Raw genomic sequence first — 18,664 nt, forward strand, 5'->3', positions numbered from 1 at the left:
ATTCACGTATTGGGTGGCTTCAACGGCGGCAGCTGGTAGTTCGGCTCGGTCGGTTCCTGCTGCGCCGGGTGCGGCTGGGCCTGCGTCGCACCGCCGTAGGGATCGTCGGGCTGCTGCGCCGGGAACGGCTGCGACGCCGGCCCGCCGTACCCGGGCGGCGGCTGCGGGCCGGTCTGCGGCGGCGCTTGCGGTGGCGCCTGCGCGGGAAACGGTTGCGACGCCGGATATCCGCCGCCGTACGGCTGCTGCGCGAACTGCTGCGGTGGCGCCGGGTACGGCCGCGACTGCTGCTGGTACGGCGCCGCGGCGGGAGCTCGCCGGCCGGCGAGGACCGCGGACACCAGTGCCATCAGCGCGACGATCCCGCCGCCGACCAGCAGCCAGAAGCCGATCCCGGTCGTGTAGTGCGACTTGATCGTCCCTTCGTCGGTCTCGTAGCTCAGGGTCGCCGAGACGTCCATGCCGAGCATCCACACCGCCGCGGTCACCCCGGCGGCCCCCGCCACCAGGGCCGTCCGCGCGCCCGCGCGCACGCCGGGGCCCGCCGAGCGGCGCGCACCGGCGAACGCCAGCCCGGCGCCGGCCAGCAGCACGACCGCGCCGGCGGTGAGCGGGATGCCGTACCGGGCGACGTGCGTCTGCTCGTAGAACTTCTTCGCCTCCTCGCTCGGCTCGACGGCGAACGAGCGTGACCACGCGCTGATCGTCTGGCTGCTCTCGGTCTTGCCGTTCACCACCTGCTCGAACGACGTCTGCGGCAGGAACGACCCGGCGATCACGAGCGCCGCGGCGAGCACGCCGAGGATGCCGGCGAACAGCCGGAAGACGGCACCCGGATCGGCCGGCGGCTGCGCGGGCGGCGGGCCGTAGGGGTACGGGTACGGGCCGGCGGTCATCGGAACTCCCCTCGTTCGGAGGGGATTGGACCACGAATCCCGCTGCGGGATAAGGGGCAAAGCACCCTTGCGGCGCCGCCTTGGTCAGCTCGGCGCAGTGGTGGCGTCCTGGTAGAGCAGGACGGCGATGCGCTTCCACTCCTCGAGGAGCTGACGGCGCCGGTTCGGGTCGCCGCCGAGCTCGGCGTCCAGCGCCAGCCCGCGGGTGAGGTTCACGGTGAGCCAGAACAGCATTTCCGCGCGCTCCGGCGGGAGTTCGCCGGCGACCTGGGTGACGTGCTCGAGCGTGGCGCGGCCGAGCGCGCGGTCGACCGGGCGGATGGCCGCGCGCAGCTCGGGATCGGTGCGGGCGGCGACCCACAGCTCGGTGACGGCGGTGGACAGCGTGCCCGAGTAGCCGGCCCACAGCAGGTCGATCGCCGCGGCGACGCCGGAGCCGCCGCTCGGCAGGTCTTCGAGCGAGGCGGCGAGCTGACGCCGCAGCTTCGTCGTCAGGTGCTCGACCGCGGCCGCCATCAGCTCGGCCTTCGCGGTGAAGTGGTGCTGCACCGCACCTTTCGACACGCCCGCGCGGGCGCAGATCTCCTGGACCGACGTGCGCGCGTAGCCGACCTCGACCAGGCAGTCGATGGTGGCGTCGAGCAGTGCCGTGCGGGTCTGCTCGCGCCGCTGCGCCTGGGTCCGGTGCGCCGTCTCGGTCACCGCGGCCTCCCTGCTTTACCTACCGGACGGAATGGATGTACATTCCGATCAGAACTTACATGCTGATCGTCATGTTTTCCAGCAGGAGGGTCCCGTGCCACTGCAACTGCCGAAGAGCTCGTGGAGCACGACCGAGCTCGAGGACCTCCGCGAGCTCGCGCGGTCGTTCCTGCAGAAGGAAGCCGTCCCGCATCAGGAACGCTGGGCGGCGGAGAAGAAGGCCGACCGCGAGCTGTGGACCAAGGCGGGCGAGGTCGGGCTGCTGTGCCTGTCCATCCCCGAGGAGTACGGCGGGGGTGGCGGCACCTTCGCGCACGAAGCCGTCCTCTACGAGGAGCAGGCGCGGGCCGGCGACAGCGCGTGGGGCGTCACCGTCCACAATGGAATCGTCGCGCACTACCTGCTCGCCTACGCCGCCGAAGAGAAGAAGCGCGAGTGGCTGCCGAAGCTGGCCAGCGGCGAAATGGTCGGCGCGATCGCGATGACCGAGCCCGGCACCGGCTCCGACCTGCAGAACATCAAGACGCGCGCGGTCCGCGACGGCGACCACTACGTCCTCAACGGCGCGAAGACCTTCATCACCAACGGGTTCCACGCCGACCTCGTGGTCGTCGCCTGCAAGACCGACCCGGACGCGGGCGCGCAGGGCGTCTCGCTGATCGTGGTCGAGACGGACACGCCGGGCTTCCGCCGCGGCCGCGTCCTCGACAAGGTCGGGATGAAGGGCCAGGACACCGCCGAGCTGTTCTTCGACGACGTCCGCGTGCCCGCCGCCAACCTCCTCGGCGACGCCGAGGGCCAGGGGTTCATCCAGCTGATGCTGCAGCTGCCCCAGGAGCGGCTGATCATCGCCGTCACCGCGGTGGCCGGGCTGGAGGCGGCGGTCGACCTCACGCTGGAGTACACCAAGGAGCGCACGGCGTTCGGCAGGCCGATCTTCTCCTTCCAGAACACCAAGTTCACCCTCGCCGAGGCCGCGACCGAAGCCGCGGTGGCGCGCGCGTTCCTCGACCAGTGCATCGAACGGCACCTGCGCGGCGAACTCGACGTCCAGGGCGCGGCGATGGCGAAGCTGTGGACCACCGAGCGCGTCAACAAGGTGATCGACGACTGCGTGCAGCTCTTCGGCGGCTACGGCTACATGACCGAGTACCCGATCGCGCGGGCCTGGGCCGACGTCCGCATCTCGCGGATCTTCGGCGGCACCAGCGAAATCATGAAGGAAATCATCTCCCGCTCGCTCTGAAAGGTGCCGCTCATGAAAGCAGGTCCGCTCAGCGGGCTGAAGGTGGTCGAACTCGCCGGTCTCGCGCCGGGGCCGTTCGCCACGATGGTCCTCGCCGACCTCGGCGCCGACGTCGTCCGCGTCGACCGCGCGCAGCCGGGGGAGGACATCCTCGGCATCGGGACCGACCCGCTCGCCCGCGGCCGCCGGTCCGTCGGCATCAACACCAAGACGCCCGAAGGCGTCGAGCTGGTGCTGAAGCTGTGCGACACCGCCGACGTCCTCATCGAGGGCTTCCGGCCGGGCGTGGCCGAGCGGATCGGGCTCGGCCCCGACGTCGTGCACGCCCGCAACCCGCGGCTGGTCTACGGCCGGATGACCGGCTGGGGCCAGGACGGGCCCCTGGCGAAGGCGGCCGGGCACGACATCAACTACATCGGCATCGCCGGCGCGCTGGAGCCGATCGGGCGCGCGGGCGAGCGGCCGGTGCCGCCGCTCAACCTCGTCGGCGACTTCGGCGGCGGCGGGCTGCTGCTGGCGATGGGCATCCTGGCGGCGCTGTACGAACGGAACACGTCCGGCAAGGGCCAGGTCGTCGACGCGTCGATGGTCGACGGCGCCGCGCTGCTCACCACGAGCCTGCACGGCATCAAGGCGGCCGGTCTGTGGGCGGAGGAGCGCGGCGAGAACATGCTCGACGGCGGCGCGCCCTTCTACGACACGTACGAGACCGCGGACGGCAAGTACGTCGCCGTCGGCGCGATCGAGATGCGGTTCTGGAGCGCGCTGGTGCAGGTGCTGGACTTGGACCCGGCGGAGCTGCCGCTGCACGTCGACCGGACGCAGTGGCCGCGGCTGCGCGAGATCGTGGCGGGGGCGATCGCGAAGCACACGCGCGACGAGCTCGTCGCGCGCGCCGAAGGCACCGACGCGTGCCTGACGCCGGTGCTGTCCCCCGAGGAAGCGGCGTCGCACCCGCACAACGCGGCGCGCGGCACGTTCGTCGAGATCGGCGGCATGGTCCAGCCGGCGCCGGCCCCGCGGTTCGACCGCACCCCGCCGTCGACGCCGGAAGCCCCGCGCGCCAAGGGATCCGACACCGAGGCGGTGCTCGCCGAACTGGGCGTCACGGACCTCGAAGGCCTCCGTGCGGCGGGGGTGATCGCCTAGGGCTTCGCCCGGTCGGAGCGCACGACCGAGTAGATGACGTGGTCGCGCCACTCGCCGTCCCGGAAGTCGTAGCCGCGAAGGACGCCTTCGCGGGTGAAGCCGGCTTTCTCGAGCGAGCGCTGTTCGGCGCGGTTGCCGGCCTCGGTCGTCGCTTCGACCCGGTTGAGCTGGGTGTGGGCGAAGAGGTAGTCGACGAGCAGGCGCTGGGCCTCGGTGCCGTAGCCGTGGCCGCGGGCCTCCGGGGCCAGCACCAGCCCGATGTTCCAGCAGTAGGTCATCGGCCCGGTGCGGGTCCGGTGCCACGAGACGAGGCCGAGCACGCGCCCGCCCAGCGTCGGCACGAGCATGCCGGTGTCGGTGGTCAGCATCCCGGTCTCGAGCCACCGCCGGCGCAGGTAGCCGGGATCGTGCCAGCCGAACCACTGGTGCTCCCCGGCGGCGACGGGATCGTTGGTCAGCCGTTCCAGCAGGTCGAGATCGCTTTCGGCCACCGGCCGCAGCTCCACTCCGACACCGTCGTCGTCCATCGGCAGACCTTATCGGCCGCTTGACCGGAACCGCGACAAGCGAAACCCGGATCGCCCGGTCGAGCCACCCCCGGTGACAGAGAGGTCAACACCCGTGATCCAAGAGCCGACACGCGTGATCCAGAGGCCGACACGCGTGATTCCGGGGTCGACACGCCGAAACCGGGAGGCTCGGCCGTGTCGACCCGCCAATCACGTGTGTCGACCCTGCAATCACGCGAGTTGACTCCTCAATCACGCGAGTTGACTCCTCAATCACGCGAGGTGGCGTTACGTGAAGGTGCCGTGGCGGCCTTCGCCGGCGGTGAAGCGGGCCGCGCCGTCGACCGCCTCCGCCGCCAGGACTCCCTGGCCCATCGCCGCGGCGAACTCCGCCGTCAGCGCGTCCTGCTCGGACGCGCCCCACTGGGCCAGTGCCGAGAGCCGGTCGCCGCGCAGGCACGCCTGGGGGGAACGCCGCCAGCTGCCGGGCCAGCTCCTGGGCCGCGGGCACCGCCTCGCCCGCCGGGACGAGCCGGTTGGCCAAGCCGATCTCGAAGGCCTCCTCGGCGTCGACCGGACGTCCGGTGAGGATCAGGTCCATCGCGCGCGACTGGCCGATCAGCCGCGGCAGCCGCACCGTCCCGCCGTCGATCAGCGGGACGCCCCAGCGGCGGCAGAACACGCCGAACACCGCCGTGGCGTCCGCGACGCGCAGGTCGCACCACAGCGCCAGCTCGAGCCCGCCCGCGACGGCCGGCCCGGCGACCGCCGCGATCACCGGCTTGCCGAGAGCCATCCGGGTGGGGCCCATCGGGCCGTCCCCGTCCGGGTGAGTCCGGTTCATCCGGTCGGTGCCGATCGCCTTGAGATCGGCCCCGGCGCAGAACGCGCCGCCGGCTCCGGTGAGCACCGCGACGGCCGCGTCCGGGTCGGCGTCGAAGGCGCGGAAGGCGTCCGCCAGTTCCGCCGCGGTCGGCCCGTCGACGGCGTTGCGGGCCGACGGCCGGTCGATGGTGATCGTCGTGACCGCGCCGTCCCGCTGCACCAGCACGTTCGGGGACATGGCCGCTCCTGGGTCGATCGAGGTGTCTTCCGTCCACGCCTTCCCTACAGTATTGGGGTGGCCACTCCCAGGACGGGGACGGCGAGCCGGGGAGGAAGCGCATGTCGGGCGGCGTCAAGAAGATTCTCATCGTGGGCGTGGTCGCGCTCGTGCTCTTCCTGCTGATCACCCAGCCCACCCAGTCCGCGGACTTCGTGCACCGCGTGCTCGGCTGGTTGAAGGACGGCGCCGAAGCGATCGTCACGTTCTTCCGGGCGCTCTTCTCCTGACTACCGTGCGTGTTAACGGACGGTAAATCACCCAGTGTCACCAATCCCGGATTTCGGACTCCGGCACTCGACCATCCGGGTGGATTGCGGCCTGAAACGCGCAGGTCGTCGAATTCGTGGCACCCGGGGTCTGGCGAAGAGGACCACCCCGGCCCTACGGTGCTCACATTGCGTGATCGGGTGGTTCGCCATCCCCCCGGAGAACCCCGGTACGCAGGCAGTTTCCACTCAGCAAGGTGCAGGTTGGTGCGTGCGGCACCACCGCGTGGGACAGGCGTCAGGGCCTGTCCGTCGGGGACCTACAAGGAGGCAGGGATGACCGGAGATCCCGGAGTGGACGCGTTGATCCGGCAGTGGGCCGCCGAGCGCGAGAGGACTCCCGAGGAGCAGGAGGTCGACCGCATCGCGTCCGCGTGGCTGGCCGACGCACCCGCGCAGGCCCCGGGCATTCCCGGCCAGCGCGCCCGGACCGGCCAGTCGCGGTTCGTCCCCGTCGAGTCGGCCGACCCCGGCTACCTCGCCGCGATGCGCAGCCGGCTGCCGGAGGTGCCCGAAGAGCTCCTCACCGCCGCCGCGGGCTGGTGGCAGATGGTCGGCGGCGTCGCCGAGGCCGAGGAGTGGTGGGACGCCGGCATCAGCCCGCTCGACCAGCGGGCCCTCGACTACCGGGCGGCCGGTCTCGCGCCGTCCGACCTGAGCAGGCGGCTCGGCCCGATGACCGTGCTGCAGCACCTGCGCCGCGGCAGTGCCCCGGCCTGGTGCGTCGCGCGCCTCGCGCGGCAGCAGAAGTCCGCCTGACGAGACGTTTTCCACTCGGCCGGGTGACCCGGCGTGGTGAGACGATCAAGACGGCCCGCGTAACGCTAGCCTGCGCGGGCTCGTTGACCGTTCGTCGACACCACGCTGGAGGACCGGAGTTTCGTGCGCACCAGGACCGGAAAGACCGAGGACGACCCGATCGGCGCCGACGCCGCGGAAGCCGCCCCCGCCGCACCGGCACCGCGCTCTCCGGGCGTGGCCGTGCTCACCCGGCTGATCGTGGTCCTCGCCGTGCTGGCCGTGGCCGGCGGCGGGATCTGGCTCGTCACCCGCGCGGCAACGCCGGAGGCGAGCCCGACCACCACCGAAATCCCCGCCCTGCAGGTCAAGGCGGCCGACGTCCGCCCGGGCTCGGTCGCCCCGGCCGGCGGCGCGGTGGCGGGTGGGGCAGAGCAGCAGACGTCGCCCCAGCAGGCCCGCCCGCGCGAGACGGGCCCGGCCACGCTGTCCGAGTGGGCGGCCCAGGTCGCGGCGGCCACGGGCGTCCCGGCGCGGGCCCTGCAGGCGTACGGCAACGCCGAGCTGGCCCTGCGCGCGAACCAGCCGGGCTGCAAGATCTCGTGGGCGACGCTCGCGGGCATCGGCCGCATCGAGTCCAACCACGGCCAGTACGCGGGCGCGGTCCTCGGCGCGGACGGCCGCCCGTCCAAGCCCATCATCGGTGTCCCGCTCGACGGATCGGCCGGAGTCCAGGCCATCGGCGACACGGACGGCGGCCGCTACGACGGCGACGCCGGCGTGGACCGCGCGGTCGGCCCGATGCAGTTCATCCCGGGCACCTGGCGCAAGTGGGCCTCGGACGGCAACGGCGACGGCCTCGGCGACCCCCAGCAGATCGACGACGCGGCCCTGGCGGCGGCGCGGTACCTGTGCGCGGGCGGCCGGGACATGGCGAGCCCGAGCGGGTGGTGGGCCGGGATCCTGTCGTACAACAACTCGACGGAGTACGCGCAGAAGGTGTTCGGCCTCGCGGACGGGTACGCGAAGGCGGCCCAGTCGGTGCGCAAGCGGGGCTGAGAGCCGGGCCACCCTCGCCCGCGACCGCGCGCCGCCTCTCAGCCGGCCAGTGCTAGCGTCGAAGCGTGCCAGCTTCCGAGACCGCCTCCCCCTGGGGACGGCGGATCGCGATCGTCGCCACCTGCCTGGTGAGCCTGCTCGTCTGCTGCGGGCTGGCCTGGTGGCAGTGGGACCGCTTCACGTCGGCGAACGGCACCTTCCAGAACCTCGGCTACGTCCTGCAGTGGCCGCTGTTCGGGCTCTTCCCGGCCTTCATGTTCTGGCGGATCCGCAAGCTCAACCAGAAGGCGCAGGCCGCGCCCGAAGCTCCCGCGGAGAAGAAGCCCGAGGTGCCAGCCCCCCGCCCCCGCCCGGACACCGAGGTCGCGGACGAGGACGACGAGCTGGCTGCCTACAACCGTTACCTGCGCGAGCTGAACGCCCGCGACCAGCAGGCCGCAGAGTGAGCAGAGTGAAGAGCAAGAGTGAGGACGACCCGATGACCACCAGCACCGAAGGCGCCCGGACAGCCGTGCCGCTCGACGGCCCCCTGGCCCGGTTCCGCACCGCCGCCTACGTCACCGGTGTCGGCCTGCTCGGCCTCTGCTTCGTGATGGTGCTGCGGTACGCCTTCGGCAACGCGACGCCGTCGGCGGTCTACTCGCCGATCCACGGTGTCCTCTACATGATCTACCTGGTCCTCACCATCGACCTGGCGATCAAGGCCCGCTGGTCGATCAAGGGCACCGTGCTGGTCCTGCTGGCCGGCTGCGTCCCGTTCGTCTCGTTCCTCGTCGAGCGCCGGGTGACGCACAAGGTCAAGGCCGGGGAGAAGCTGTAGCGCGGCGGAAGGTCAGCGCAACCAGCACCGTGCAGGCCGCGAACGCCGCGGCCGTCGCGAACGCCGCCGTCATGCCGTCGACCGTGAGCTGGGCGCCCGTCGTGCCCGCCGAGCGGGTCACCGAGCCGAACACCGTGACCAGCACGGCCAGCCCGAGCGTGCTGCCGACCTGCTGCATGGTCTGCAGCACGCCGCCCGCCGCGCCCGCGTCCTCGTTCGGCACGGTGGCCATCACGATCACGTTGAGCGGCGCGAACGCCAGCCCGGCACCCAGTCCCATCAGCAGCAGCGGCCCGAACAACGCCGGGAAGTACGTGCTCTCGGTGGTGAGCAGCGTGAGCCAGCCGACGCCGGTGACCATCAGGAGCGCGCCGCCGACCGCGAGGGGCTTCGGCCCGTAGCGGGGGAGCAGCCGCGGCACGAGCCTGCTCATGGTGAAGATCAGCACCGCCATCGGGAGGAACGCGAACCCGGTCGCGAGCGCCGCGAAGTGCCGGATGTCCTGCATGAACTGAGTCAAGAAGAAGAACATCGACATCATCGCCATCGGCCCGAGGAAGAAGTTCACGTAGGCCGCGCTGCGGTTGCGGTCGGCGAACAGCCGCAGCGGGACCAGCGGCAGTGCCGTGCGGGCTTCGACGACGACGAAGACGGCGAGCAGCACCAGGCCGGCGGCGAGCGAGCCGAGCGTCACCGCGTTGCCCCAGCCGTCGGACGCGGCGTGGGTGAAGGCGAACACGAGCGCGCCGACGCCGAGGGTGCCGGTGACCGCGCCGGGTAGGTCCAGGTGCGCGCGCCGTCGCTCGGGTTCGGGCACGAAGCGCGGGGCGAGCAGGACGATCGCCAGACCGAACGGGACGTTGATGAACAGCCCGGCGCGCCACGAGATCCACTCGGTGAGCAGGCCGCCGACGATGAGGCCGATCGCGAACCCGCCGCTGGACATGGCGGAGAACAGCGCCAGTGCCCGGACGCGGGCCTTGGCCTCGGTGAACGTCGTGGTGATCAGCGCCAGGGTGCTCGGGCCCGCCATGGCGGCGCCGACGCCCTGCAGGGCACGGGCGGCGATGAGCAGCGCGGCCGAATCGGCGAGGCCGCCGGCCAGCGACGCGAGGGTGAACACGGCGGTGCCGACGACGAACATGCGCCGCCGGCCGAACAGGTCGCCCGCCCGGCCGCCGAGCAGCAGGAGGCCGCCGAAGACGAGGCTGTAGGCGGTCATCACCCAGGACAGGCCGGTGGCGGAAAACCCCAGGTCGGACTGGATGCGCGGGAGCGCGACGTTGACCACGGTCGCGTCGAGGATGAGCATGAGCTGGCAGGTCAGGATGATCGCGAGGACCAGCCCGCTGCGGTGGCCGCGCGCCGGGACGGGCGCGCGGTCGAGCGTCTGTTGCGACAAGGGATACTCCCCCGAGGAGTAAGAGAAGCGGAGATGTTCTCCACTTGGCTGTGATCCGATAATATGGAGAGCGTCTCCGGATGCGCAAGTGAATTCGGAGAATCTCTCCGGTTAAGTGGTGAGGAGGCCGGGATGCCGGGCGGGGACACCGCACGTCCGATGCGGGCGGACGCGCGCCGCAACTACGAGCGCATCGTCGCGACGGCGAAGGAGCTCTTCACCACCCAGGGCGCCGATGTGCCGCTGGACGACGTGGCCAAGACGGCCGGCGTCGGCGCGGGCACGCTCTACCGGCACTTCCCGACGCGCGAGAAGCTGTTCGAAGCGGTCTACCGCGAGGAGATCACGGTGCTCGCCGACCGCGCGTTCGTCCTGCACGACGAGCTGCCGCCGTGGGAGGCCCTCGAAGCGTGGCTGCTCGCCCAGGTCACCTGGGTCGTCGAGCGGCACAAGCTGGCGACGATCCTCAAGGAGTCCATCGATTCGGGCTCCGAAACCTTCCTGTACTGCCAGAAACGGCTCCGCGAGGCGACCGGCCTGCTCGTCGAGACGGCTCAGCAGGCCGGGCTGGTCCGGCCGGACGTCGTCGGCGCGGACGTCCTCCGGCTCGGCCACGGCGCCGGGATGGCCGTGCGCAACTGCAGCCCGGAGGAGGGCAGGCGCGTGCTGGCCGTGATCTTCGACGGCCTGCGCGCCTGAGGGGCTAGCTCCCGATCCCGGTCATCGAGCGGACCTCCATCTCCGCCTGCTTCTCGGCGTCCGCCTTCGGCCGGCCCACCAGCGTCCCGACGAACCCGCAGAGGAACGAGAACGGGATCGACACCAGGCCCGGGTTCTTCAGCGGGAACCAGGCGAAGTCGATGCCCTTGAAGATCGCGTCCGGCGCGCCCGAGACGACCGGCGAGAACAGCACCAGCACCAGGCACGCGATCAGCCCGCCGTACATGCCCCACAGCGTGCCGGTGGTGTTGAACCGCTTCCAGAACAACGAGTACAGCAGGGTCGACAGGTTCGCCGACGCCGCCACCGCGAACGCCAGCGCCACCAGGAACGCGACGTTCTGCCCGTTCGCGAGCACGCCGCCGACGATCGCCAGCACGCCGACCGCGATCGCGGTCAGCCGCGCCACCCGGACCTCGTCGGCCGGTTCGGCCTTGCCGCGCTTGAAGATGTTCGCGTAGACGTCGTGGGCGAAGGAGGCCGACGCGGTGATCGTCAGCCCGGCCACCACCGCGAGGATCGTCGCGAACGCCACCGCGGCGATCACGCCCAGCAGCAGCGTCCCGCCGATGTGCAGCGCGAGCAGCGGCGCCGCCGAGTTCTCCCCGCCCGGGGCGCTCTTGATCTCGTCCGAGCCGACCAGCGCGGCCGCGCCGAAGCCGATCACCAGCGTGCAGCCGTAGAAGATGAGCATGCAGACCGTGGCCCAGACGACCGAGCGGCGCGCCTCCAGGGAGTTCGGCACCGTGTAGAAGCGCATCAGCAGGTGCGGAAGCGAAGACAGGCCCAGCACCAGTGCCAGCGCCAGCGACACGAAGTCGAGCTTGGTCGTGCCGTCCTTGCCGTAGGAGCCGCCCGGCTCCAGCAGGCGCTCACCCAGCGGGCTCTTCTCGGTCGCGGCCGAGAGCAGGTTCGAGAAGCTGAAGCCGAACTTGCCCAGCAGGAACACCGCGATCAGCACGACGGCGAGCATCAGCACGCCGGCCTTGATGATCTGCACCCACGTGGTGCCCTTCATCCCGCCGACCAGCACGTAGACGACCATGACCAGGCCGACCACGCCGATGATCAGCGCCTGCCCGAGCCGGGTGTGGATGTCGAGCAGCAGGGCGACCAGGCCGCCGGCGCCCGCCATCTGCGCCAGCATGTAGAACAGCGAGATCACCAGGGTCGACGTCGCCGCGGCGGCCCGCACCGGCCGCGGCTTCATCCGGAAGCTGATGACGTCGCCCATCGTGAACCGGCCGGTGTTGCGCGTCAGCTCGGCGATCAGCAGCAGGTCGACCAGCCAGGCGACCAGGAAGCCGATGGAGTAGAGGAAGCCGTCGTAGCCGTGGACGGCGATCGCGCCCGCGATGCCGAGGAACGACGCCGCCGACAGGAAGTCGCCGGAGAGCGCGATGCCGTTCTGGCGCCCGGTGAAGGCACTGCCCGCGGCGTAGTAGTCCGACGTCGAGGAGTTCCGGCTGCCCGCCCGGTAGACGACGTACAGCGTGATCGCCACGAACAGGGCGAACACGGCGGTGTTGACGACCGGGTCGCTGGCGGTCAGCCCGCCCGCCGCGAGCGCGGTCATCGGCGCTGCTCTTCCGCGAGGCCCGCGCGCGCCCGCAGCTCGGCGACCCGCGGGTCGATCCGGCGGCGCGCGTAGCGCAGGTAGAGCCAGGTGACCAGCGCGGTGCTGACGAACTGGCCGAGGCCGAGCAGGATGGCGACGTTGACCTGGCCGAACACCTTCCGGCTCATGAAGTCGTGCGCGTACGCGGCCAGCAGCACGTAGGTCATGTACCAGGCGAAGAAGGCGAAGCTCATCGGGAAGACGAAGCCGCGGAACCGGCGGCGCAGCGAGGCGAACTCGGGGCTGGCCTGGATCGCGGAGTAGTCGGGGCCCGGGGGAGTGGCGGGACGGCGGTGCTGGTCCCCGGCGGGCAGGGCCGGGATCCGGCCCGTCTCCTCCAGGGCGTTGCCCGGAACGGGCCGCGCTACGTCGTACATGGTGCCTCCGGCAGAGTGCCTCCGTGGCGGCTGTCCGGGCCTGCGGGCAGGGCGCCGGACCGCCCTTGCGGACTGCGAGGGCACATCGTAACTACGCCGTCCGGCCGCACCAGAAGCGGCCGACCGCCCGGTCGGTCCGTGCCGGTGGTATTCGTTTTCCCGCCGCTCACGTCGAATGGGTGACCGGTGGGAACGCACTGCGGAGAACGCCCGTAATGCCGAAAAGAATTGTGACGGGTCGTTGTCCGAGGCGGTTCCGCACTGCGGCGAACGGGGTAACGGCGCTGGTCGACTCGCCGACCTGGTCACCGAAAGTAGCCAAACAGCGGGCTTGATCCTGCCGCCGGGTGTCATCGGGCTGGGGAAGGGCGGCGAAGATCCACTGGTCAGCGTAAGGTTCCGAAAGAAATCACCGGGTCGGGGCGGGCGAACGCGCAACGCCACAACATCGGGCACATCTTGACCCTTGACCCACCCGTTGGTGGTACGGAGTGTAGATCGACTGAGGGACGTTGCTACCCTGCCTGGGCTAATCGGGTGACGGCCGGATGCGACAAGGCCCCGCGTCCGGTAACCGGAATTCCCTCTTCGGGGGCGGTGAGGCGGAATGTCGTGGCCCGTGGACGGTCGCGAATGCACTTTTCGCAGGTCAGCGCCCGAACGGGGAACACAATTGACCCCCCGGGTCGCGGGGGTACGATTCTTTGGCCCAGCTGACCACAGCGATCGATTGGCACCGATAAAGTTGATCTCGACCACCGTGCACAACGCAAGTTGCGACATGCACGTGCATAGTCCCGGGCACACTCCCGGGCGCGGGACGGGGCGGTGCCTGCCCGGGGACGAGCGCGTGGCCGGCGGGGCAGCCGGGGACGAGCGAGGGCGCCGGGGAAGCGGCAGGGCAGGGACGGCACGACCGTCCGGTGGCCCGCCGCGAGCCGGGACGCCGCGCCGCCGACGCGGATCCATGACGCCGGACAGGGAGTCACTCACGTGACCGTTGCAGGAGAAGGTCAGGTGCCCGTCGGGGAACTGCTCGGCCGAGCGCCCCGGCGGTCCAAAGGGAAGGCCCTGTGGCGCGCACTCGTGCAGTGGCGCGACTGGAGCCTGCCCGTCAAGCTTTCGGCCGTCACGGTCGTGCCCATCGTCCTCGCGCTGGTGCTGGGCGTCGCCACGATCGCCGCGCAGGTCGGCCGCTCGGACGAGTACCAGCGGCTCGACCGGCTCGTCGCGCTCGGCGGCGGGGCGCGCGCGCTCACCACCGCGCTCCAGCAGGAGCGCACGGTCACCGCGGCGATGCTGACCGAGGGCACCGTCGGCGGCACGCCCGAGCTGGCCGCGGCGCGCAAGGCCACCGACGCCGCGACCGGCCCGTTCACCGCGGCGCAGGCCAGGGCCGCCGAAGCGGAGCCCGGCGTGGCCGGCGCCGCGGGCACGGCCTCGGCCCAGGTCGGCAACCTCGCCTTCCTGCGCCGCCAGGTCGACGCCGGCCAGCTCGACCCGGGCCAGGCCATCACGACGTACTCCGCCCTCACCGCGTCGCTCATCGGCCTCGACACCGCGGCCACCGCGGGCGCCGGCGACGGCACCCTCGGCGGCCTGCCCGCCGGCCTGCACGAACTGCTGGTGGCGAGCGAGCAGGTGTCGCTCAGCCAGGCCCTCGTCTCCTACGGCATCGGCCGCGGCGGGCTGACGCCGAGCGAGCTGGCCACCCTGCGCGCCGCCGAGCTGCGGCTGGCCGACCGGCTCGTCGACTTCCGCTCCGCGGCGGGCGACACGCTGCAGCGCGACTTCGCGGCGATCGCCGAAGGCGCGCAGGCGCAGAGCCGGGCCCGGATGGTCGAGACGGTGCTGAACGCCCAGAGCAGCACGGTGGACGACGCCTTCCGCGCGCTGTCGGCGGCGGACTGGACCGCCGCCTCCGCGGCGATGCACACCCAGATCGTCCAGCTCGCCGAGCGGCTCGGCGCGTCGGCGGCGCAGACCGCGGCGGAGCTGGTCGACTCCGCCAGCAGCGGCGCCGGCCTGCTCGCGGTGCTGCTGTTCGCCGCGATGGTGCTGGCCGTCGCCGTCGTCTTCCTCATCACCCGCCAGCTGCTGCGCTCGCTGAAGGTGCTGCGCCGCAGCGCCCTCGACGTCGCCGAGACCGCGCTGCCGGAGGCGGTCCGCAACATCCAGGAGGGGCGGGCGCAGGGCACCGACGTCCGGCCGGTCGGCGTGCACACCGACGACGAGGTCGGCGAGGTGGCGCGGGCCTTCGACAAGGTGCACCACCAGGCGCTGCGGCTGGCGACCGAGCAGGCCGCCATGCGCACCGGCTACGGCAGCGTCTTCGTCAACCTGTCGCGGCGCAGCCAGAGCCTGGTGCAGCGGCAGCTGCAGCTGATCGAGCAGCTCGAGCGCGACGAGGAGGACGCCGACCAGCTCGCGACGCTGTTCCAGCTCGACCACCTCGCCACCCGGATGCGGCGCAACAACGAGAACCTGATGGTGCTCTCGGGCGCCGAGCCGGGCCGCCGGTCGGGGAAGCCGGTCGGCACCACCGACATGCTCCGCGCCGCCGTGTCGGAGATCGAGCAGTACCAGCGGGTCCAGGTGCAGCCGCCGCCCCCGGCCCGGATCGTCGGCTACGCCGCGAGCGACCTGATGCGCCTGGTCGCGGAGCTGCTGGACAACGCCGCGGCGTTCTCCGCGCCGGAGACCACGGTGACCGTGGCGTCGCGGCTGGGCGAGGACGGTTCGCTCCACATCGACATCCTGGACAAGGGCATCGGGATGAACGAGTGCGAGGTCATCGAGGCCAACACCCGGCTGACCGAGGCCGGGTCGGTCGACCTGGTGACGTCGCGCCGGATGGGCCTGTTCGTCGTCGGCCGGCTGGCCAGCAGGCACCGGATCGGGGTGTCGCTGCACGGCGGCAAGGACATCGTCGGCGTCCGCGCCACGGTCGTGGTTCCGGCGGAGCTGGTGATGCCGGTGACCGACGGCCCGGCGACCGGCCCGATCGGCGCCCTGCAGCAGCACCCGGCGAGCCCGGCGGCGGGCAACCAGCTGCCGCGCCGCCCGGTCAACGGCGCGACCCGCCCGCGGCCGGTGGTGCCGCAGCAGCCGGCGATGGGCGAGGAGCGCTGGCCGTCGGCGAGCGACCTCGCGGGCCTCACCGGCGGCGTGCGCCCGCCGTCGGACCTGGAGATCTCCGGGACGGCGCTGTTCGCCCCGATCACGAAGGACGGCGACGTCCCGCCGCAGCGCCCGGCCCTGCCGCAGGTGCCGGCGGTGCTGCCGCTGCCGCAGCAGCCACCCCGCGGCGACGACCTCCCGGCGGGCAAGGACCTGTTCACGGCCAACGAGACGACGCTCAGCGACTGGTGGCAGGAGGCGACGGCGGGCCAGGAGCCGCCCCCGCCCGCCCCGGCCCCGGACCGCTCGGAGACGACGCCGATCTTCGACGAGATGCTGTCGGCCTGGTTCCGCGAGGACAAGCCGGCCGGCGCCGAGGAAGAACCGGCGGACGCCCAGGAGGCCCCGCCGGAGGAGCGCCGCAGCTGGGACTTCGCGAGCGACGAGAACTTCCGCACGGTCCAGGAGCGCACGAAGGCCGAGCCGACGGCGTTCACGGACGCGGGCCTCCCGCGCCGCCGCCGCGGCGAGCAGCTGTTGCCGGGCAGCGCCACCCCGGCCTCCCCGGCGGCGACCCCCAAGCCGGCCCCGGCCCGCCCGGACCTCCCGGTCCGCGACCCGGCGGACGTCCGCGGCCGCTTGAGCAGCTTCCAGCAGGGCGTGACCCGCGGCCGCCGCCAGGCCGCGGCCAAGCGCGTCCGTCCCGCCCAGCCAACCCCGGGCGCGGCGGCGGGCCAGGGACTGGGGACGGCCCAGTCCGCAGTGTCTTCAGCCCAGCCCGCGGCGGGCTCTCCAGCCGCGGAGGAGGCGACACCGGCTGGGTCGGCGACCGCGCCGCAGGGTGCTGTGGAGCAGGCCGCCGTGCCGCAGAAGCCGGGTGCGGTTGAGCCGGAGCCGGGCTCGGAGCAGACGGCACCGCAGCCGGGTGCCACGCTGCCGGGTACAACGCAGCCGGGCACCACGCAGCAGGCATCCGCGGCGGGTCAGCAGGGGCCCGCCGTTCCGCAGGCATCCGCGGCTGGGCAGCAGGGGCCCGCCGTTCCGCAGGCACCCGTGGCTGGGCAGCAGGCGCCCGCCGCCACGCCGCAGGCGCCCGCGCCGACTCCGCAGGGACCCGCCGCCACCCCGCAGACCCCTGCCCCCGCTGCGCAGGCCCCCGCCACCCCGCAGCCACCCGTACCCACCGCACAGGCGCCCACCGCCCAGGCACCCACCGCCACCCCGCAGCCAGGCCCCGCCCAGCAGGACCACCCCGCCCCGCAGCAGGACCAGCCCGGTCACCGCCCCCCGGCGAACGGCACCCTCCCCAGCCGCCGGCCGAACGGGACCGCCATCCCCGCCGGCTCGGCGTCCGGCACCCTGCCGCAGCCGGACGGCCGGCGGCCGGACATGTTCCAGGACACCGGGCAGCTGCCGATCACGAACGGCCGGACGGCGCCGGAAACCCCTGCTCCGCGCGACGAAGAAACCGCCGTCGAGGCCACCGCCGAGTGGAACTTCGGCACGGATGACGGCTGGCGCGCGGTGCAAGCGGTGTCCCAGTCGACACCCTCCACCTTCACTTCGGCAGGATTGCCCCGGCGCCGTCGCGGGGAGCAGCTGCTCCCGGGCAGCGCGGGACCGTCCACCGGGGCCACGGCCCCCCGACCACAACGGGACGCGCACGACGTGCGCGGCCGCCTGCGGAGCTTCCAGCAGGGCATCGAGCGCGGACGCCACCGCACCGCACAGGCGGCCGAGAACAACCACGAGACCTTGGAGGGTGAATGACCTCGCCGAGTAGCGCTCAGCCGACGCAGAACCAGTTCGGCTGGCTGGTCAACGACTTCGCGGAGCGGGTGCCCGGCGTGGCCCACGCCGTGGTCGTCTCGGCGGACGGCTTGCTGCTGACCGCGTCGAACCGGCTCCCGCTCGACCGGGCCGACCAGCTCGCCGCGGTCGCCTCCGGGCTGGTCAGCCTCACCCAGGGCGCCGCCCGCTGCTTCGAGGCCGGCGCGGTCAACGAGACCGTCGTCGAGATGGAGCTCGGGATCATGGTGCTGATGTCGATCAGCGACGGCTCGTGCCTCGCCGTGCTCGCCGCCCCCAACTGCGACATCGGCCAGGTCGCCTACGAGATGACGATGCTCGTCGACCGGGTCGGCCAGATCCTCACCCCGGAGCTGCGCGCCCAGCTTCAGGGCTCCGGGGGGTCGCTGATCGGCGAACCGGTGGGATGATGGCGCGATGAGCACGGGGTCCGGATTCGACGGCGAACCGCACCGCCCCGCCGGGCGGGAGGACGACGGCACGTTCGCCGACGTCCTCAACGGGTTCACGCTGGATTCCGGCCGTGCCCGCCGGAAGCGCAGGAAGAACAAGGAGTCCCCGCAACCCCCGGCCGCCGGTGCGCACGCGGCCGCGGATCCGCCGGCGCCCGCGCCGTCGGCCGACCAAGGAGATCGTGTGACCTCTTTAGTCTCGCCACCCGGCAGTACCGACGGGGACAGCCCCAGACCAGGTGGTTTGTTCGACCCGGGGCCGCCCAGCGGCGAATTCGTCATGCCCGCGGTGTTCGAGCAGCCGCCCGCGCCCGAGGAGCTGACGGCGATCGTCCGGCCCTACGCGCTGACCGGCGGGCGCACCAAGGCCAATTACGCCCTGGAGCTGGAGACACTGATCTCCGCGAAGGACTACGCTGCCACCGGTGGCTTCCCCGAAGTGGCCGCGGAGCAGATCGAGTGCATCTCGATCATGGAAGAGTGCCGGACCCCCCGTTCGGTCGCCGAGATCGTTTCGGCACTGCGGGTGCCTCTGGGCGTGGCCCGGGTGCTGATCAGCGACGCGGCGGACGCGGGGCTGGTCACGGTGCACAAGACGATTACGGGCAATGACGGCGCCGAGGCACATCTGGTGTTGATGGAAAGGGTTTTGAGTGGACTCCGTCGGCTTTAAGGC

The 18,664-nt window shown here is 72.3% G+C and carries 17 protein-coding genes and 1 pseudogene; 11 read left to right on the top strand and 7 right to left on the bottom strand.

The features are described 5' to 3' along the window. Positions 1 to 2: 2 nt before the first annotated feature. On the bottom strand, positions 3 to 896 hold the full coding sequence (locus BLW76_RS15900; RefSeq protein ID WP_091307841.1) for a hypothetical protein: 894 nt from the start codon (positions 894 to 896) through the stop codon (positions 3 to 5). A gap of 84 nt (positions 897 to 980) precedes the next feature. Beyond that, positions 981 to 1,598, bottom strand: a complete 618-nt coding sequence (locus BLW76_RS15905; RefSeq protein ID WP_091307843.1) for a TetR/AcrR family transcriptional regulator — start codon at positions 1,596 to 1,598, stop codon at positions 981 to 983. 94 nt (positions 1,599 to 1,692) lie between these two features. Between BLW76_RS15905 and BLW76_RS15910 the strand changes: the two genes are divergently transcribed. Further along, the gene (locus BLW76_RS15910) at positions 1,693 to 2,844 is read left to right on the top strand and encodes an acyl-CoA dehydrogenase family protein (RefSeq protein ID WP_091307845.1); all 1,152 of its coding nucleotides are present in this window, start codon (positions 1,693 to 1,695) and stop codon (positions 2,842 to 2,844) included. Between the two features lie 12 nt (positions 2,845 to 2,856). Further along, positions 2,857 to 3,993 (top strand): CaiB/BaiF CoA transferase family protein, encoded by a 1,137-nt coding sequence (locus BLW76_RS15915; protein ID WP_091307847.1) that lies wholly within the window; start codon positions 2,857 to 2,859, stop codon positions 3,991 to 3,993. Here BLW76_RS15915 and BLW76_RS15920 read toward each other — a convergent pair. Both BLW76_RS15920 and BLW76_RS15925 read right to left on the bottom strand, forming a co-directional pair. Further along, positions 3,990 to 4,520 carry a GNAT family N-acetyltransferase gene (locus BLW76_RS15920; protein WP_091307850.1) on the bottom strand — a complete coding sequence of 177 codons (531 nt, stop codon included), beginning with the start codon at positions 4,518 to 4,520 and terminating at the stop codon, positions 3,990 to 3,992. The genes BLW76_RS15915 and BLW76_RS15920 overlap by 4 nt on opposite strands. 270 nt (positions 4,521 to 4,790) lie before the next feature. Beyond that, a pseudogene (locus BLW76_RS15925) lies at positions 4,791 to 5,565 on the bottom strand (crotonase/enoyl-CoA hydratase family protein). A 101-nt stretch (positions 5,566 to 5,666) separates the two neighbouring features. On the opposite strand from BLW76_RS15925, the gene BLW76_RS48525 reads away from it, so the two are divergent. The 5 genes from BLW76_RS48525 (at position 5,667) to BLW76_RS15945 (ending at position 8,490) form a co-directional block, all read left to right on the top strand. After that, positions 5,667 to 5,834, top strand: a complete 168-nt coding sequence (locus BLW76_RS48525) for a hypothetical protein (protein WP_014466828.1) — start codon at positions 5,667 to 5,669, stop codon at positions 5,832 to 5,834. A gap of 315 nt (positions 5,835 to 6,149) precedes the next feature. Beyond that, positions 6,150 to 6,632 (top strand): hypothetical protein, encoded by a 483-nt coding sequence (locus BLW76_RS15930; protein WP_013224355.1) that lies wholly within the window; start codon positions 6,150 to 6,152, stop codon positions 6,630 to 6,632. 123 nt (positions 6,633 to 6,755) lie between these two features. Next, on the top strand, positions 6,756 to 7,670 hold the full coding sequence (locus tag BLW76_RS15935) for a lytic transglycosylase domain-containing protein (RefSeq protein WP_091307851.1): 915 nt from the start codon (positions 6,756 to 6,758) through the stop codon (positions 7,668 to 7,670). Between the two features lie 65 nt (positions 7,671 to 7,735). Next, positions 7,736 to 8,116, top strand: a complete 381-nt coding sequence (locus BLW76_RS15940) for a hypothetical protein (RefSeq protein ID WP_208613305.1) — start codon at positions 7,736 to 7,738, stop codon at positions 8,114 to 8,116. Between the two features lie 32 nt (positions 8,117 to 8,148). Next, on the top strand, positions 8,149 to 8,490 hold the full coding sequence (locus BLW76_RS15945; protein WP_091307855.1) for a DUF3817 domain-containing protein: 342 nt from the start codon (positions 8,149 to 8,151) through the stop codon (positions 8,488 to 8,490). On the opposite strand, the gene BLW76_RS15950 is transcribed toward BLW76_RS15945, so the two are convergent. Next, positions 8,468 to 9,892 carry an MFS transporter gene (locus tag BLW76_RS15950; protein ID WP_091307858.1) on the bottom strand — a complete coding sequence of 475 codons (1,425 nt, stop codon included), beginning with the start codon at positions 9,890 to 9,892 and terminating at the stop codon, positions 8,468 to 8,470. The two genes, BLW76_RS15945 and BLW76_RS15950, sit on opposite strands and share 23 nt — an antisense overlap. Before the next feature lie 132 nt (positions 9,893 to 10,024). On the opposite strand from BLW76_RS15950, the gene BLW76_RS15955 reads away from it, so the two are divergent. Further along, the gene (locus BLW76_RS15955; protein WP_091307861.1) at positions 10,025 to 10,591 is read left to right on the top strand and encodes a TetR/AcrR family transcriptional regulator; all 567 of its coding nucleotides are present in this window, start codon (positions 10,025 to 10,027) and stop codon (positions 10,589 to 10,591) included. Positions 10,592 to 10,595: 4 nt separating this feature from the next. Here BLW76_RS15955 and BLW76_RS15960 read toward each other — a convergent pair whose 3' ends face one another. Then, the gene (locus BLW76_RS15960) at positions 10,596 to 12,188 is read right to left on the bottom strand and encodes a solute symporter family protein (protein ID WP_091307864.1); all 1,593 of its coding nucleotides are present in this window, start codon (positions 12,186 to 12,188) and stop codon (positions 10,596 to 10,598) included. Further along, positions 12,185 to 12,607, bottom strand: coding sequence for a DUF485 domain-containing protein (locus BLW76_RS15965; protein ID WP_091307867.1), 423 nt, complete (start codon positions 12,605 to 12,607; stop codon positions 12,185 to 12,187). Before BLW76_RS15965 ends, BLW76_RS15960 begins: the two co-directional genes overlap by 4 nt. Before the next feature lie 1,017 nt (positions 12,608 to 13,624). Between BLW76_RS15965 and BLW76_RS15970 the strand changes: the two genes are divergently transcribed. From BLW76_RS15970 to BLW76_RS49605, 3 genes are read left to right on the top strand one after another with little or no spacing between them, the layout of a single operon-like run. Further along, positions 13,625 to 17,497: a sensor histidine kinase gene (locus BLW76_RS15970; protein WP_091307869.1), complete on the top strand. Its 3,873-nt coding sequence runs from the start codon at positions 13,625 to 13,627 to the stop codon at positions 17,495 to 17,497. Continuing rightward, positions 17,494 to 17,946: a roadblock/LC7 domain-containing protein gene (locus tag BLW76_RS15975; RefSeq protein WP_004561253.1), complete on the top strand. Its 453-nt coding sequence runs from the start codon at positions 17,494 to 17,496 to the stop codon at positions 17,944 to 17,946. Before BLW76_RS15970 ends, BLW76_RS15975 begins: the two co-directional genes overlap by 4 nt. A gap of 7 nt (positions 17,947 to 17,953) precedes the next feature. Continuing rightward, positions 17,954 to 18,661, top strand: coding sequence for a DUF742 domain-containing protein (locus tag BLW76_RS49605; protein WP_244170178.1), 708 nt, complete (start codon positions 17,954 to 17,956; stop codon positions 18,659 to 18,661). The last annotated feature ends 3 nt before the right edge of the window (positions 18,662 to 18,664 follow it).

This window comes from Amycolatopsis tolypomycina (genome assembly GCF_900105945.1).
Lineage (GTDB): Bacteria > Actinomycetota > Actinomycetes > Mycobacteriales > Pseudonocardiaceae > Amycolatopsis > Amycolatopsis tolypomycina.

Coding starts and splice junctions, on each gene's coding strand:
- BLW76_RS15955 (WP_091307861.1), top strand. CDS start 10,025: ATGCCGGGCGGGGACACCGCACGTCCGATGCGGGCGGACGCGCGCCGC.
- BLW76_RS15930 (WP_013224355.1), top strand. CDS start 6,150: ATGACCGGAGATCCCGGAGTGGACGCGTTGATCCGGCAGTGGGCCGCC.
- BLW76_RS15915 (WP_091307847.1), top strand. CDS start 2,857: ATGAAAGCAGGTCCGCTCAGCGGGCTGAAGGTGGTCGAACTCGCCGGT.
- BLW76_RS15945 (WP_091307855.1), top strand. CDS start 8,149: ATGACCACCAGCACCGAAGGCGCCCGGACAGCCGTGCCGCTCGACGGC.
- BLW76_RS15920 (WP_091307850.1), bottom strand. CDS start 4,520: ATGGACGACGACGGTGTCGGAGTGGAGCTGCGGCCGGTGGCCGAAAGC.
- BLW76_RS15900 (WP_091307841.1), bottom strand. CDS start 896: ATGACCGCCGGCCCGTACCCGTACCCCTACGGCCCGCCGCCCGCGCAG.
- BLW76_RS49605 (WP_244170178.1), top strand. CDS start 17,954: ATGAGCACGGGGTCCGGATTCGACGGCGAACCGCACCGCCCCGCCGGG.
- BLW76_RS48525 (WP_014466828.1), top strand. CDS start 5,667: ATGTCGGGCGGCGTCAAGAAGATTCTCATCGTGGGCGTGGTCGCGCTC.
- BLW76_RS15965 (WP_091307867.1), bottom strand. CDS start 12,607: ATGTACGACGTAGCGCGGCCCGTTCCGGGCAACGCCCTGGAGGAGACG.
- BLW76_RS15960 (WP_091307864.1), bottom strand. CDS start 12,188: ATGACCGCGCTCGCGGCGGGCGGGCTGACCGCCAGCGACCCGGTCGTC.
- BLW76_RS15975 (WP_004561253.1), top strand. CDS start 17,494: ATGACCTCGCCGAGTAGCGCTCAGCCGACGCAGAACCAGTTCGGCTGG.